The sequence below is a fragment of the uncultured Campylobacter sp. genome (assembly GCF_937980635.1).
GTDB lineage: Bacteria > Campylobacterota > Campylobacteria > Campylobacterales > Campylobacteraceae > Campylobacter_B.
Window position 1 is genome coordinate 40,302 of sequence record NZ_CALJPG010000022.1, and the last position, 14,190, is coordinate 54,491.

At 49.4% G+C, this 14,190-nt stretch carries 13 protein-coding genes and 1 pseudogene; all 14 read right to left on the minus strand.

Features of this window, described 5'->3' with window-relative positions; all coding sequences use genetic code 11:
• Nucleotides 1–22: 22 nt before the first annotated feature.
• Nucleotides 23–817: a hypothetical protein gene (locus Q0460_RS05850; protein WP_299085837.1), complete on the minus strand. Its 795-nt coding sequence runs from the start codon at nt 815–817 to the stop codon at nt 23–25.
• A gap of 142 nt (nt 818–959) precedes the next feature.
• Nucleotides 960–1,337: a RidA family protein gene (locus Q0460_RS05855; protein ID WP_177386894.1), complete on the minus strand. Its 378-nt coding sequence runs from the start codon at nt 1,335–1,337 to the stop codon at nt 960–962.
• 1,423 nt (nt 1,338–2,760) lie between these two features.
• On the minus strand, nt 2,761–3,522 hold the full coding sequence (locus Q0460_RS05860) for a TSUP family transporter (RefSeq protein WP_298978836.1): 762 nt from the start codon (nt 3,520–3,522) through the stop codon (nt 2,761–2,763).
• A gap of 537 nt (nt 3,523–4,059) precedes the next feature.
• Nucleotides 4,060–4,848, minus strand: a complete 789-nt coding sequence (locus tag Q0460_RS05865) for a TIGR02757 family protein (RefSeq protein ID WP_298978838.1) — start codon at nt 4,846–4,848, stop codon at nt 4,060–4,062.
• On the minus strand, nt 4,845–5,750 hold the full coding sequence (locus Q0460_RS05870; protein ID WP_367178670.1) for an RsmD family RNA methyltransferase: 906 nt from the start codon (nt 5,748–5,750) through the stop codon (nt 4,845–4,847). Before Q0460_RS05870 ends, Q0460_RS05865 begins: the two co-directional genes overlap by 4 nt.
• Before the next feature lie 15 nt (nt 5,751–5,765).
• Nucleotides 5,766–6,122, minus strand: a pseudogene (locus Q0460_RS05875) (RsmD family RNA methyltransferase); the annotation flags it as partial.
• Nucleotides 6,115–6,441, minus strand: coding sequence for a hypothetical protein (locus tag Q0460_RS05880; RefSeq protein WP_299085839.1), 327 nt, complete (start codon nt 6,439–6,441; stop codon nt 6,115–6,117). The pseudogene Q0460_RS05875 and the gene Q0460_RS05880, both read right to left, overlap by 8 nt.
• A complete protein-coding gene (locus Q0460_RS05885; RefSeq protein WP_297989802.1) occupies nt 6,441–7,532 on the minus strand; it encodes an SAM-dependent methyltransferase in 1,092 nt (363 codons plus the stop codon). The genes Q0460_RS05880 and Q0460_RS05885 overlap by 1 nt, the downstream gene beginning before the upstream one ends.
• On the minus strand, nt 7,529–8,698 hold the full coding sequence (locus tag Q0460_RS05890) for an aspartate aminotransferase family protein (RefSeq protein ID WP_297989804.1): 1,170 nt from the start codon (nt 8,696–8,698) through the stop codon (nt 7,529–7,531). Before Q0460_RS05890 ends, Q0460_RS05885 begins: the two co-directional genes overlap by 4 nt.
• On the minus strand, nt 8,695–9,312 hold the full coding sequence (locus Q0460_RS05895; protein WP_297944697.1) for a TRIC cation channel family protein: 618 nt from the start codon (nt 9,310–9,312) through the stop codon (nt 8,695–8,697). Before Q0460_RS05895 ends, Q0460_RS05890 begins: the two co-directional genes overlap by 4 nt.
• A gap of 566 nt (nt 9,313–9,878) precedes the next feature.
• Nucleotides 9,879–10,925 carry an alpha/beta fold hydrolase gene (locus Q0460_RS05900; protein ID WP_299085842.1) on the minus strand — a complete coding sequence of 349 codons (1,047 nt, stop codon included), beginning with the start codon at nt 10,923–10,925 and terminating at the stop codon, nt 9,879–9,881.
• Between the two features lie 119 nt (nt 10,926–11,044).
• A complete protein-coding gene (locus tag Q0460_RS05905) occupies nt 11,045–11,632 on the minus strand; it encodes an NUDIX hydrolase (protein ID WP_299085844.1) in 588 nt (195 codons plus the stop codon).
• Nucleotides 11,617–12,996 carry a magnesium transporter gene (gene mgtE / locus Q0460_RS05910; protein ID WP_299085846.1) on the minus strand — a complete coding sequence of 460 codons (1,380 nt, stop codon included), beginning with the start codon at nt 12,994–12,996 and terminating at the stop codon, nt 11,617–11,619. The genes Q0460_RS05905 and mgtE overlap by 16 nt, the downstream gene beginning before the upstream one ends.
• Nucleotides 12,997–13,004: 8 nt before the next feature.
• Nucleotides 13,005–14,174, minus strand: coding sequence for a peptidoglycan DD-metalloendopeptidase family protein (locus tag Q0460_RS05915; RefSeq protein WP_299085848.1), 1,170 nt, complete (start codon nt 14,172–14,174; stop codon nt 13,005–13,007).
• Nucleotides 14,175–14,190 lie beyond the last annotated feature (16 nt).

Consider the following 14,190-nt stretch of genomic DNA (forward strand, 5'->3'; position numbering starts at 1 on the left):
ATTTTTTGCTCTAAATTTCATCTTAAAATTTTTCCAAAAACCCATAAAAATCGTCTGCGAACAGCCTATCCTCACTCTGCGCGTAGTCGCGCACATAGACCTTGTATTCGCACGGCGCATCGCCTGCCGCTTCGCTCGCTATCTCTTTCGTCGCTCCATTTGCCGCCTCGTCTGCCATCTCGCTCGTTGTCGCGCCTGCAATTTTACACGTCGTTTCATCTGCCGCCTCGACATTCATATCGTGCGCCGCATCCGGCGATCTCTCCGCGCGCGCTTCGTCGCCAGATGCCCTATTTTCCGCACCGTCGGCTACCGTCGCGACGACCGTATCACGCGCCGTCGCGCCCATGGCTTTGCCGCTCGTACTCTTCGCCGTCTTGCCGCGCGCCGTATTGGGCGAGCCGTCCGCTATGTCGCTTGCAGGCGAAATTTTAAAATAATACTCCTCGTCCTCGAGCTGCAAAAACACAAGCTCGTCCGCGGCGAATAGCCCGTTTTTTAGATTTACATCATGCGTGTAGCAGATGTCGGCGTCGGCACTATCCGCAAACTCGGGCGGCGCGATCGTTTTTAGCTCCGTCCCCGCCGCGCTGACGCTGGCGTATCTTAGCAGCATCTGCTTATAGCTCGCAGGCAGCGCGAAACCGAGCCGCCGCTGTGCCTGCGCGATCCATGCGGGCTCTATGTCGCTGCGCCCCGCGGCTGCGATATTTTTAGATTTTTGAATAAGTTTTTCTATCGTTTTGATCCCGTTTCGAGCGAAAAATTTTAATGCCTTAGCGCACCAGACGCGCTGTTTGCATAAACCCGCGAGCATTTGGCGCGGCTTTGAAAATCTAAATTTAAAAGCACGCTCGGCTTCAAAACCAAAGCTAGCCGTTTAAAATTTCGAGCAGTCCGCGCATAAAATTTTGACCGCAAACGCGAACCGGCAGAGTTCTAGCGATCTAAATTTAGCGCTAAGCCCTAGCCAGCGCTATTACTTCGATCTCCACAAGCGCGCCTTTGGGGAGCATGGCGACCTGCACCGTGCTGCGAGCGGGCTTGTGCTCGCCGAACGCCGCTGCGTATATCTCGTTCACCGCGGCAAAATCGCCCATATCGGCCAGAAAAATCGTCGTTTTGACGGCATCCTGCAGCGTCGCGCCCGCTTCTTTCAGGATCGCGGCGAGGTTTTGCAAAACCTGCCTGCTTTGCGCCTCCACGCCGCCCGCGACAAACTCGCCGTCCGGCTTAAGCGCGATCTGCCCCGAGGTAAAGATGAGTCCGCCCGCCTTGATCGCCTGGGAGTACGGTCCGATGGCCTGCGCCGCATCGGGAGTCGAGATGATCTGCATAGTAAATCCTTTGTGAAAAATTTCGACCATTTTATCGCAAAATATTTTAACTTTGTTTTAGGCGGCGGAATTTCGCGAACGAGGTTGCGGGTGTAGAGGGCGCGACGGTGCAGCTAAAATTAATGGGCGAAAAAGCGGTGGCACGGTAAAATTAATAAGCGCGGGGCGGCTAAATTTCGTTTATGCAAACACTGCAATGCGGTGAAATTTAAATGGCATGGATGGGCAAAATTTCGCCTACGATAGCAGAATGAAATGGCAAACGCAGCGGTGCGGTTAAATTTATCGCACAAAATACAGCGGACAATATGCGAGAAGCTAGCGCGGAATAGCGAGCTGTGGCGGCGAAACGGCAAATTTAAAAGAGCTGACGGGCACAGAAAACAGAGCGTGAAAGTGCGGCTAAATTTAATCGATACGGGCACGGCGGCGAATCTGCACAGCAAATGGTTGAACTGTGGGCACGAGCACAGGGCGAGTAAAACGACTCGCTAACGGTGGCGTGTATTTTAAAAAGCAAGTAAGCGGGAAAGAGGCGTACGTGACGGTGCCCGATTAAATTTCATCAATGCGAGCATGATAACGCCACGCGCTCGGCAATACGACAACTCTATCAGCGGCACTGAATGAATGCATGGCGATACGACAAAATAGATACGGACAGTACGGCTAAATTTAGCCGATGCGAATGGACGAAACTTCATCGGCATCGTTACGGTAATAAATTAAATTCCTTGCGGTAGTAAGATCATCAATGTCTCGACCAGTAAAATCAAGCCGCCTATGGTAGTGATACGGGCGAAGGGGCGGTAAAAGCAGCGCCAAAATCGCTACCATCGCAGCAGAAAGAACAGCGCCGTCATAAAAAAATCAATGCGACACCGCGCAACGCAATTAAAATCCTCTCAGTAGCAAGCGCGACAACGAAGTTGTCGATGTAGCGGAGCAAAATCAGCGCCACCAAAATAATAAAATCAAAGACCTCATGACAAGCAAGGCATCCGACGTAACGCCAATAAAATCAACATCGCAGCAGCGGGAAATTAGTGCCATCAAAGCGAGACTGGCGCGACCCTACAGCAAGATCTGCGCTACTGCGGCAAGTTCGGTGCGACGTTACGACAATATTCGCGCGTTATTCCAGCAACAAGCTAGGCTCCGTCGCAGCACAATAGATACGGAAGCTACGATAAAATCGACACTACAATTAAATTTGCAGTGTAGCAGTAAATTTGGTGCGACACTGCGGCAAGATGGCGCCGCAGCAGCAAACTAAGCACCATCGAGGCGGCAAGATCGGCGCTGCCGTAGCATATCGGCGAGGGTTCATAAAATTTTACGCGAAATTTTATACGAAATCCTGTATAAAATTCTATGATTTTGGCTTGAGATTGGTCTGCGATCGGCCTTCAATCGGTCTGTATCAATTTGCAATCAGTCCGTAAAGTAGCTTTAAAATCGTCGCGGCAACGACGAACAGAAGCATCTTGCGCACGAATTTCACGTCGCATCGCATCACTAGACTTGAGCCTGCGAAGCTGCCTGCGATCTGTCCGACCGCCATCACCGCTCCGACGAGCCATAAAATTTGCCCGCCGATGATAAAAACGCCCAAAGAGACGATATTTGAGGTGAAATTTAAAACCTTCGTGTGCGCGACCGCCTTTTTCATATAAAGCCCTAAAATTCCAACCATCGCAAACGTCCAAAAAGAGCCTGTGCCCGGACCGAAAAATCCGTCGTAAAAGCCCAAAACAAGCCCAAAAATCGCGTAAAAGCTATTTTTTGACATCTTGGGTTTTGCGGGCACTTCGCCTAGGTTTGGCGAAAAAATCATATAAAAGAAAAGTGCCAGTAGCAGGATCGGAATGAGGTAATTTAGGAATTTCGCATCAATTAGAAGCAGGACATAAGCGCCTACGAGTCCGCCGATAAACGTAAAAACTACGCCGCGCAAGATCTCCGCCGCATCGACGTAACCCTTGCGGATGAAATTTAAAGCGGCGGTGAAGCTTCCGAAACTGCCTTGAAATCTATTTGTAGCGATCGCTACATGCGGCGGAACGCCCACGGCAAGCAGCGCAGGCAGCGAAATCAACCCGCCTCCGCCCGCGATCGAGTCGATAAATCCGCCGAAAAACGCCGCTGCAAAAAGCACCGCAAACTGCCAAAGCTCAAGCTCCATTTTTGTCCTTTTTTTTCAAATCACGCAGGCACGTGCTATGAACGCCTGTCAGAATTCTCGCAATTACGATCGCAAACCGCTCATGCACCGCAAAGTGCATACGAGCGCCTGCTAGAATTCCATGCAATTTTATAAAATTCCACGGAATTATATCGGATTTTGCCGCACGGCTCCTGCTTAAATTTTATGAAATTTACCGCGCGATTGCCGTTTTAGCTCCATGCATTTTATCGCGTCACGCACAAGCTGCAAAATTCTATAAAATTTTAGCAATGCAAAGCGGCGAAATTTTACCCAAATTCTACAAGATAGCCCTATAAATTTCGCGCAGCTATCCGTGAAATTTGCAGAATTTTATAAAGCGATCTTTTGCTAAAATTTTATGAAATTTCGACGCGCTATACTTAAGGCGCGCGGCAAAATCCATAAAGCCAGCCCTACTTATGCGGCAAAACAGCGCAAAATTCCGCCGCACAGCCGCACTAAAACTTCATAAAATTTCATCGCCCCGCTCGTACCAGATAAAATTTCGCCGACTTACTTCGCAGTTTTACCTAAACTCGCGCTTAGTTCGGGTAAAATTTTATCTATCTCGCCGCTCTGCCCGAGGCGATACAGCGCGAAGTCGTATTTGATGGGATCGCTCGGATCGAAGCGTCTTAAGCTTTGCGTAAGCTGCAAAACCGCCTCAAAATCGTAACTCTTGCGATCGATCAGCCCAAGCTTAAGCGAAACTTTATGCGTATGGGTATCGAGCGGGATGAGGAGGCGCGATTTTTCGATCTTTCTGTACAGCCCCAGATCGATGTCGCTGTCGCGCACCGCCCAGCGCAGGAAGAGATTGTAGCGCTTGTACGGCGACGTGGGCTTTTGCGCGAAACCGCGCCCGAAAAAAAACTCATACCCAGGGCTACGGTAGGGATTTAATCTGTAAATCTCGCCGATTAAAAAATTTATCCCATCCTCGATCCGTCCGCTTTTTTGCATGCCGCGAAGCACGCTCTCCTCGATGCTAAGACTATTTTTAAGCCGCTTTAAAGTTATAAAAATTTCAGCGACGTCGCGCGAGCTTTGAAATCTATATTTTTTGCCCGCAAGCTCCGCTCTCATGCGCTCATCGCTCCCATCTAAAAGCGAAAAATCAAGCGAGTGGAGAAATTTTAAAATTTGAGCCGCGTTACCGTAAGCAAACAGCGCGCAAATAAGCGCTACGACGTCGTTTCGATGTTGCTTTGCGACCTGCAGCGGATCGGGCGCGCCGAAAAGATCCGCGTCGCAATTTTTCAAATCGGCGTAATAATCTAAAATTTGCTTTAAATTTTTCATTTTGCGTAGTAGCTCATCGTCGTAGCGCCGAATTTACGCGATTTAAGCAGCACGAAATCGCCGATTTTAAGCGGCAACCCAAGCTCGCTCATATGCTCGATCGCGATTAGCAGCTCGAACTGCGCGGAGCCTAGGCGCGCTATCAGCGCCAGCATCCGCTCATAAATCCCGCCAAAGCCCTGTCTGATCGCAAACGGCGGGTCCAGATAGACAAACACTCTGCGCGCAGGATCGAAGACGGAATTTTCTATGGAATTCGCAGTAGAATTTTTTCTTGAATCATAGATGAAATTTGCGTTTGAATGTAAATTTTCTCCGTAGCTAGCGTTAAAATTCTCGCCTAAATTTAAGATTTCTTTCTCTTCGCAGCTCACGTCTAAGCCCACACCGCGATTTGCGTCAAAATTAGAACTTACGCCGCATTTTGAGCTTAAATTTACGTTGCAATTAACGGTCTCGGTGCCGCTTGCATCGTATTGCGAAGCGGAGCTCGCGTCAAACTTTTCGCTAAAGCTCGCGGCGTCCGTAGCTAGCGAATCCACGCAGTATTTTATGCTAGTAGCACCCGCGTAATCGAGAATCTGGGCACAACCGCCAAAGCTCTCATCGCCTGCGTAATCACCATTTGCGCCGCTCTGCGCGCCATTTTGCGCTCTGTCAGACATACTACTTCGCGTGCTGCATTTAGCCAAATCTTTCACGCCGCTTTGCGTGTCGCTTTCCGCTCCGATGCCTTGCGCGGCGCAGTATCCGTTCTCGCCCTGCTCTACGCTACTAAAGCTTTTGCGACAACCCTCTTTTTCGCTGCTTAAATTCTCACAGCAGGCGGCATCGGAAGCGCGGTTTTTGTCTAAATTTTTGCCGCTCAAATTTAGCGAATTCGCGCCCGAGCGTCCGTTCATATCCGCTTGTAGCTCATGCAAAATTTCGCTCAGTCGCTCGAAGCAATCGCCCAAAATCGCATTTGCGCCGAGCCCGAAAAACTCGAAATTTTTCTGCATTATCTTATGCGCCGCAGCGTCCTTTTCGATCGCATAAACGTTTTTTGCGCCGTTACTTAGCGCTTCAAGCGCCATCGCGCCGCTACCGCCGAAGCACTCGATAAACGCCGCGCCGCGCAACTCCGCCCGCCAAGTATCGAAAAACGAACCCTTTACGATGCTTTTCGTGCTGCGCGTGCTCGAAAGTGCGGGCAGAGCGAGCTTTTTGCCCTTATAAATGCCGCTTGAAATTTGCGTAAAGAGCGTGCCGGCGGGTTTGGAAAATTTAGCCATTTTGTCTTCTTAAAATTTCGATAATTCTTGCCTTAAACTCATCAAACAGCGCACAAATTTCCTCTTCCGCCGCGTCGTATTCGCTAAGATCCTGCTTTAGCGAGCCTTGAAAATCTTCTAACTTCAATAGCAGAGTATTCTTTGAGAACGGTAGCGCCAAATCTCCGCCCTCGCCGATCAAAAATAGCGGTTTTGCCGAGCTTTGCGGCTCATCGCTTATCACAAAGTCGCAATCCTGCGCGCTTACGGTATGGTCCTTCAAAAATAGCTCCAGCGTCTTTTGCAAAATTTCGCAGTCGCAATCGATAAAAGCTTTCATCAAAGCCCCTTTTTAAATTTTATCATCTTAAACTTCTCGCCAAACTCCGCGCGCAGGTGATTGAACTGCAAAAGCGCGTTGTGATAGCCCTTCTCGCCGCTTTTTTGCATAAAAAGCTCTAAAAGCTGGACCGCGCCGAAGTCTATCAAAGCCGCGATCTGTCTTTTAAAATCCGTCGTCACGGCGCCCGCGTCCTCAAACGCCGCGCGTAAAATTTCAAAATTTACGTCGTAGGTAAGATCGCTTTTGCCGTAAAAATCGCTCAAGTTTTGCACCTCAAAGAAGCTAAAAACTTCGTGATTTCGGTAAATTCGCAGGCTAAAATCGCCGCTAGAGCCCATCTGTCCGTAATCAAAGACGATGAAATAAAACCGCTGCGCGCTGGCACAAATTTCGCGCGCGAAGCGAAAGTATCCGATCGGGATTTCGCCGCGCGATATGCCGAATCTGCGTGCGAGGGTCAAAATTTCGCGTTCTTTTATGGGGGCAAATTTTACCGCGCCGCTTTCGATAAAAAGCATATTTTCGCCGTCCACCGCCTCGCATTTAAAGGCGTCGAAAAGCTCGTTTGCCACAAAGATCGCATCTTTAAATTTCGCCTCGTGTACGCTCGCAAAGTGCTTTAGCGCGATTTCGTCACCGAAGCTCTCTGCAAAGCTCGCTCGCTGCAGCTCGCGCAGGCGCTCGTGCGGCTCGATAATCGCAAAGCTAAATTTATCAAGCGCCGCCGCACCGCCCAGCGTAAAGATCGCTTGCGCTATGTCGCAAAGCAGCCGCCCGTCGTGCGAGCCGATCTCTACGATAGCGATTTTGGCGCTCTTTTGCGGCTTTTTTGCAGGCGCAGCGTCTAAATTTAACTCGCTCGCCGCAAGGTTTTGCCGCGACCTATCTGGGTTCGCCGCCGCGTCTAGGCTTAACTCTTGCGCCGCGCAAAAATCCGCGCTTAGGCGTAAAATTTCGCGTGCGATGCAGATCCCAAAAAAGCTTCCTACGCTTACGGCAGTGTAAAAATCGCCGATCTTGCCGATTTTAGCGGCATTTGCGTAGTAACTCTCGTTAAGCCAGCCCTCGAAAAAATCGCTAAATTTCACGCCCGCACTATCTCGTCCAGGCTCTTGCGCAGGCGCGCAAAGCCCTCTTTGATCTCCGGTTTTTTGATATTTAGCGCAGGCAAAAATCTAAGGGTGCGCTTGCCGGATTTTAGGATCAAAAGTCCGTTTTGCAGGGCTTTGTTAAAGATCTCGCTCAGATTTTTTTCATCGCGCAGCACGAGGCCTTGCATCAGACCGAGCCCCACGCGCTTTTCGATCAGGCTAGGATAGTCTGCGGCGAGCCCGTCTAATTTTTTGATAAATCTTTTTATAGTCTTATCAAGCTTGCCGCTCGCTTTTAAAAACTGAAGCTGCGAAAGCACCGCAAGCGCCGTAGAGGTCGCCAAAAAGTTACCGCCGAAGGTGCTGCCGTGCTCGCCCGGAGCGAAAATGTTTTGCTGCGCCACGCACGCGCCGATCGGCACGCCGCCCGCAAGACCTTTGGCAAAGGTGATGATGTCGGGGCGGATATCGTAAATTTGCGACGTCGCGAACTCGCCCGTGCGATATACGCCGCACTGCACCTCATCGGTGATCAAAAGCAGCTTTTTCTCTTTCAAAACCGCCGCCAGCCTTTGCACGCTCGCCTTATCCAGAGGCTTGATACCGCCCTCGCCCTGGACTAGCTCGATCATCACGGCGACGCTGTTTTCATCGATATGCGCGATGATATCCTCGATATCGTCGAAAAATTTAAATCCGGGCATATAGGGCGCAAAAATTTCCGGATGAAATTTTTCCTGCCCGGTAGCTTGCAGCGTCGCTAGCGTGCGGCCGTGGAAGGAATTTCGCAGAGTTAGAATTTCAAATTTCTTATTAGGGAAGTTTACTGTGCCGTATTTACGCGCCATTTTGATCGCCGCTTCGTTCGCCTCCGCGCCAGAGTTACAAAACACGGCGTAACTGCGATACCCCAAAAGCTCGCTAATCTTTTGAGCCAGGGCTTCTTGAGGCAGAATTCTATAGATATTTGAGCCGTGGATGATCTGCGCAGCTTGCGTGCCGATCGCTTCTAAGACGATTTCGTTTGCGTGCCCCAGGCAGTTTACGCCGATGCCCGCGCCAAAATCCACGTAGTCCTTGCCCGCTTCATCATAGACTATCGAGCCCTCGCCTCTTACTAGCGCTACGTTTACGCGCGCAAAATTATCCATCAAATAGTTCATTTTTTATACTCCACTTTAGGCAGATGCCAAGATTTGTAATAAGCCACCATGCGAAACGCAACCCCTAAAACCAGCAAAATAAGCACCGAAACTACGCCGCTAAGCCCCAATCCATCAAGCACGAAATATATCAAGCCCACGCCCATGCTTATCGTGCCATAAAGCCCCGTATGTAAAAACCACGGCACTTCGTTCAGCAGTACGTCGCGTAAAATGCCGCCGCCCACGCCGTTGCAAAATGCGATTAGCACCACGCCAAAAACATTATGATTATAGCTTAGCGCAACCATCGCTCCCACGATCGAAAAGCTTACGACGTCGATCGCATCGGTTAGAATAAATAAAAATTTACCCTCCAAATCGCGGTTTTCGTAAAGTTTGGCAAAAATGGCTACGGCGCTTACCGCGAGCACGATGGTTACGGGCGCGTAGTGCGTGAACGAGTAGATCTCGCGACTTACCAAGGTATCGCGCATGATCCCGCCGCCAAGCGCAGTCAAAAACGCCGCGATAAAGATCCCAAGCCAATCGCAGCCCTTCTTTACGCCGAATAAAAACCCGCTAAGCGCCGCCGAAGCGATGCCTACGCACTCAGTAAGCTCTAAAATACTCATATCACAAACCGCTAAAATCCTTTTAAAAACGCATTTTACAACAACTAAATATAAATTTCGGTAAAGCGCGATGAGCGGGAGAAATTTAGGCGCTGCGGGATAAATTTCGGAACGTCGGATAAAATTTGAGCGCGATGAATTGAAATCTACGCAGCAGAATTTTGTTAGGCAGTATTTTATGCGGCAAAATTCTACACGGCTAAAATACGGCGCCGTCAGGGCGCAAATATAAAATTTAGACTTGAAATTTGTAAACGGCTGCGGAGATAAAATTTCACAGAATTTTATCGCGGCTAAAACATACGGCGTCGCAGTCTGGCGCAAATTTTAGCTTTAAATTTACGGCACGTGCGCACTAGAAATAATTTAGCGCCAACAAGACGGGCTCTATATTTACACTAATGGCACATAAATTTTGATTTGAAATTGCGCCCTTGTTTTGGCGCCGTGTTTTGCCGCTATAAAATTTTATGAAATTTTACGACGACCTAGCCCGCGCGGAATTATACGTAAAATTTTAAAATTTAGCGATCGAATTCTGCGTGGAATTTTACGCCCCCGCTAGATTATTGCAGTCTTTCTTTTAAAATTTCCCAAATACCGGGCATTGCCAGCAGTCCGTTATGCCGCGCATCTGGTATTTCATAAAATAGATCGCCCGCCTTAAGAGATCCCGCAAGATCATACGAGTGATGCACCGGTATCAGCTCGTCGGCGGCGCCGTGGATGAGCGTGATCTGCGTGCTGCGCGCCGCTTGCAAAAATTCCGCAGTCGGAATCTTGTAGCGGATCAAAAATTTCGGCACGAAGGGGATCTTTTCGTGCGCAAGCCGCTCGAAGCTAAAATAGGGTGCGAGCAAAATCAGCCGTGCCGCATCCCACTTCGCGGCCTGCTGCGCCGCGATGCCGCTTCCGATCGAGTAGCCGATCATCGCGAGCTTTCTTGGTGGATGCTGCTCAAAAACGTAGCGGCTCATCGCATCCGCACTCGCCAAAAGCTGCTGCTGCGATGAAATTTTGCCGTCCGATTTACCGTAGCCCGGGTAATCGAAAATATAAAAATCGTATCCCAAAGCCGCAAAATCCGCGCCGTATGCGCCCCAGCCGCTCACGTCGCCGAAGTTGCCGTGAAAGAATAAAATCGCGCCTTTAGGCTCTGCCGCGCTAAATTTCAGCCCGTTTATAGACCCGCCCCCAAACGGGATATTGATCTCTTGAAATTTTATCACAGCAGCGTTTGCGTTATTGCCTGCAGCGACGTCCTGAGAAGTATTTTCGCCGATATGCTCGCCGTTAGTTTGAGCGTTTTTGTTTTTGATCTTATCAGCTGCGGCGGCGTTTTCTTTTGTACCGCTCGCTGCAGAAGCGCTTTCATCTGCGCTGCTCTTCGTAGAGGCGCTATTTTGCGTAGCGGACGCCTGCATATCTAAATGCGCGCCGCTCTCGGGCGCGTTCACAAGTCCTGCAAATTCGGAATTTTCAAAGCTAAATTTGAAGTTTTTATCCAGCGGCTCGCCCAAAAATATCAGCCGCTCCTGAAAGATATAAAGTGCCACCGCGATCGCCGCATAAAGGCATGCCGCGATAACGCACAGCCTAAATAAAACTTTCATCGCCGTCCTTTAAATTTAAAGCCGAGACGCAAAATTCCGCCTCGGTACGCAAACGTGACACGCGAAATTTAGCCGTGAGCGCAAAAGCGCGCAGCAGCATGCAAAATCCAGTCTCGCCGCTAAGCTTTAAACTCGCTCAAAAACCACTGAAACGCCAAGATCAGCCCCGGCGCGCGCACGATCTTTTCGTCAAACATAAACTCCCGCGCCTTAGCCGCAGGCAGGTAGAAAAGCTCGATCTTCTCGCCGTCCACGCCGCCGCTGCTACCGATCTTCATCGATTCGTCGATGCACGCGAAGTATAAAATTTGACGGTTCGCTGCAAAGCCCAGGGCGCTGTAGTAGCTCGTGATAAATTTCAAATCCTTCACGGCATAGCCTGTCTCCTCGAGCACCTCTTCGATCGCCGTTTGCTCCTCGCTGATGCCCTTGTCTAAAATGCCCGCGCAAAGCTCATAGGTGTAGCCCTTCTCGGGCGAATTTATCAAATTTTCCTCTTGATAAAACCACACGCTGGGGCGAAACTGCTTAACGAGCAAAAGCGCGTCGCGCTGCGTATGGTAGAGCAAAATCGAGACGCTATCGTGCACCTTTACGCAGTCCCATGCGCGCGCTACGCCGTCCATTTCGAAATTTAAGCGAAAGGGTTTAACGAAATTTGAGCTTTTAAGCTCGGAAATTTTGAAATTTTTTATAGTAGTATCCACGTCGCAAGTCCTAAAAAGCTAAAAAATCCTACGATATCCGTTACCGTGGTAAGCAGGACGGAGCTGCCGACGGCGGGGTCGATATTTAATTTTTTAAGCGTGATTGGAATGACGGCGCCAAAAAGCCCCGCAAGAGTTAAATTTAGCACCATCGACATCGCAATCACTAGCCCCAAAAGCTTAATACCGAACCAAAAATACGCCACAAACCCCATCAGCGTGGCAAAAATGAGGCCATTTATGAAAGCGATCGTGATCTCGCGAAAGAGAACCTGCTTTTTGTCTTTAAACGCTATCTCGCCCAAGGCTAGGCGGCGCACGGTTACCGTAAGCGCCTGCGTGCCGGTATTGCCGCCCATGGAGGCGACTATTGGCATAAGCACGGCGAGTGCGACCAACTTCTCGATAGTGGCGTCAAAAAGCCCGATGATCGTGGAGCTTACGATCGCCGTGCATAAATTTACCGCTAGCCACAAGGCGCGCGCGCGACCCGCTTTAAAGATCGTAGTTTCATCGTCCTCCGCTTCGTCATCGACGCCCGCGAGGTTGTAAATTTGCTCGGTGGCGCGCTCTTGGATGAGATCGTGGATATCATCGGCGGTAATCCGCCCGATAAGCACGCCGTTAGCATCGACTACAGGAATGACATTAAGATCGAATTCCTCAAAATCCTTGATCACATCGTCGATCTTATCGGTATCGGTGGCGAAGTGGATTTTATTTTCGGCGCCGAATTTTTGTGAAATTTCTTCCAGCGTGAGCGAAAAATCGTATAAAATCAGATCGGACGTCGAAAAGGTAGTAAGCAGATGTCCCTTTTTATCGAGCACGAAGAGCTGAAAGACATTCTCGATCTCGTCCTTTTCGCGCATAACGCGCAGCATCTCGACCGCCTGCCCCAAGGTCTGATCCTGCCTCGTGCTAAAGACCTCGGTCTGCATATACGCGCCCGCCTCATCTTCGCTATATTTGGAGATAGTAAGAATATCGTGGCGATCGTCCTCATCAAGCCCGTAGAAAATCTGCTCGGCCTTGTCCTCGTCGATTTCGCCGATATTTTGCAAAAGCTCCGCCTGATCGTCGCTTTCGAGCTCCTCGATCGCTTTGACGATCTTTTCGTGAGGCAGAGTTTCGATGACGTCTTCGAGCATATGCTCGGGCATCTCAAGCGCAGCATCGGCAAGATCCTCAGGATCTAGCTTTTTTAAGAATTCTACGTATTTTTCTTCGTCGTGCTTCTTTAGAGTTTTTAAATGCTCCGTAAGATCGGCGGCACTCAGCTCATGCTCAAGCGTATCGCCTAGATGCGCATCAAGAAGCGCCTTAGCTTCCTCGACGTCGTCCAGCTGCTCTTTATTTTCCATTTTTGGCCTTAATTTATCGTGATAAGCGACTCGTAGTTTTCAAATTTAGCAGGGTTTTTCGAGCCGTCTTTAGCCGCAGCTATTCTAGCATCCATATCTTTGACGAGAGCTTTAAATTTAAGCTCCTCAGCGCTTATAACGTTAGTTTTTTCAATCTTGACTACTTTAAGGGGATCTATCGCCTGCTTATTTTTATAAAGTCCGAAGTGCAGATGCGGTCCCGAACTAAGCCCGGTCGAGCCCACGTAGGCGATTAATTGACCTTGCTTGACGCTAACGCCTGCTTTCGTGCCGCTAGCAAAGCCGCTAAGATGCGCATAAAGCGTGCTAATACCGCCTCCGTGGTTGATTTCAACGGTATTGCCGTAGCCGTTTTTACGCCCTACGAAGCTAATCTTGCCCGCCCCTGCGGCATTTACCCTAGTGCCTTTGGGGGCTGCATAATCTACGCCTAAGTGCGCGCGATATCGCTTTAAAATCGGATGAAATCTTTTAGGAGTAAAATAGGATGAAATTCTAGTATAAACAAGCGGTGTGATTAGTAGAAAAGATTCGACCTTTTTACCGCTTCGGTCGTAGTATTTATCGTCGAAAAAATATAGCGATTTGGGCTTTTTATTTTCCTCGATCATTCCTGCGGTAATATTTACTCCGCCAAAAGGCTTGCCAAGGCGCGTTTTTTGTTCGTATAGGATCACGAGCCGATCGCCCTTTTGCAGCTTTTTAAAATTTACCTCATTTTTAAAAACAAGCATAAACTCATTCGCTAAAGCCGCATTGCCCGTAGCTTTGATGATGTCTTGATAGGGCGAGCTTTCGATCTGAATTCCTAAAGAGTAGCTGTTTTCCTCATAAACTATCGGAGTATAAACGAATCTAAAAGTGCCGAATTTATCTCGGTAGATGTGGATCTGAAGCTCCTCACTAACGGGGATTAGCAGCTGGGAGACACGGCCTGCGGGATCACGCAAAATTTGACACTCCACGCCCGCGCGCACCTCGGCGGCAAGCTCCTGATCCTCTTTATCCAGGTCGTAATATACAGATGCGGGGATGCCCGCGGTTTCCATAAATTGCAGCAGACTCACGCCATCGGGCCAGGCAAACTTCTCTACGCTGGGGTTGTTCGCAAAAACTACGCCTATCCACAGAAAAAGCAATATAAAAATTCTAGTCATATAAAACCGCTTTGAA

Coding starts and splice junctions, on each gene's coding strand:
- Q0460_RS05850 (WP_299085837.1), bottom strand. CDS start 817: ATGCTCGCGGGTTTATGCAAACAGCGCGTCTGGTGCGCTAAGGCATTA.
- Q0460_RS05855 (WP_177386894.1), bottom strand. CDS start 1,337: ATGCAGATCATCTCGACTCCCGATGCGGCGCAGGCCATCGGACCGTAC.
- Q0460_RS05860 (WP_298978836.1), bottom strand. CDS start 3,522: ATGGAGCTTGAGCTTTGGCAGTTTGCGGTGCTTTTTGCAGCGGCGTTT.
- Q0460_RS05865 (WP_298978838.1), bottom strand. CDS start 4,848: ATGAAAAATTTAAAGCAAATTTTAGATTATTACGCCGATTTGAAAAAT.
- Q0460_RS05870 (WP_367178670.1), bottom strand. CDS start 5,750: ATGAACGGACGCTCGGGCGCGAATTCGCTAAATTTGAGCGGCAAAAAT.
- Q0460_RS05880 (WP_299085839.1), bottom strand. CDS start 6,441: ATGAAAGCTTTTATCGATTGCGACTGCGAAATTTTGCAAAAGACGCTG.
- Q0460_RS05890 (WP_297989804.1), bottom strand. CDS start 8,698: ATGAACTATTTGATGGATAATTTTGCGCGCGTAAACGTAGCGCTAGTA.
- Q0460_RS05895 (WP_297944697.1), bottom strand. CDS start 9,312: ATGAGTATTTTAGAGCTTACTGAGTGCGTAGGCATCGCTTCGGCGGCG.
- Q0460_RS05900 (WP_299085842.1), bottom strand. CDS start 10,925: ATGAAAGTTTTATTTAGGCTGTGCGTTATCGCGGCATGCCTTTATGCG.
- mgtE (WP_299085846.1), bottom strand. CDS start 12,996: ATGGAAAATAAAGAGCAGCTGGACGACGTCGAGGAAGCTAAGGCGCTT.
- Q0460_RS05915 (WP_299085848.1), bottom strand. CDS start 14,174: ATGACTAGAATTTTTATATTGCTTTTTCTGTGGATAGGCGTAGTTTTT.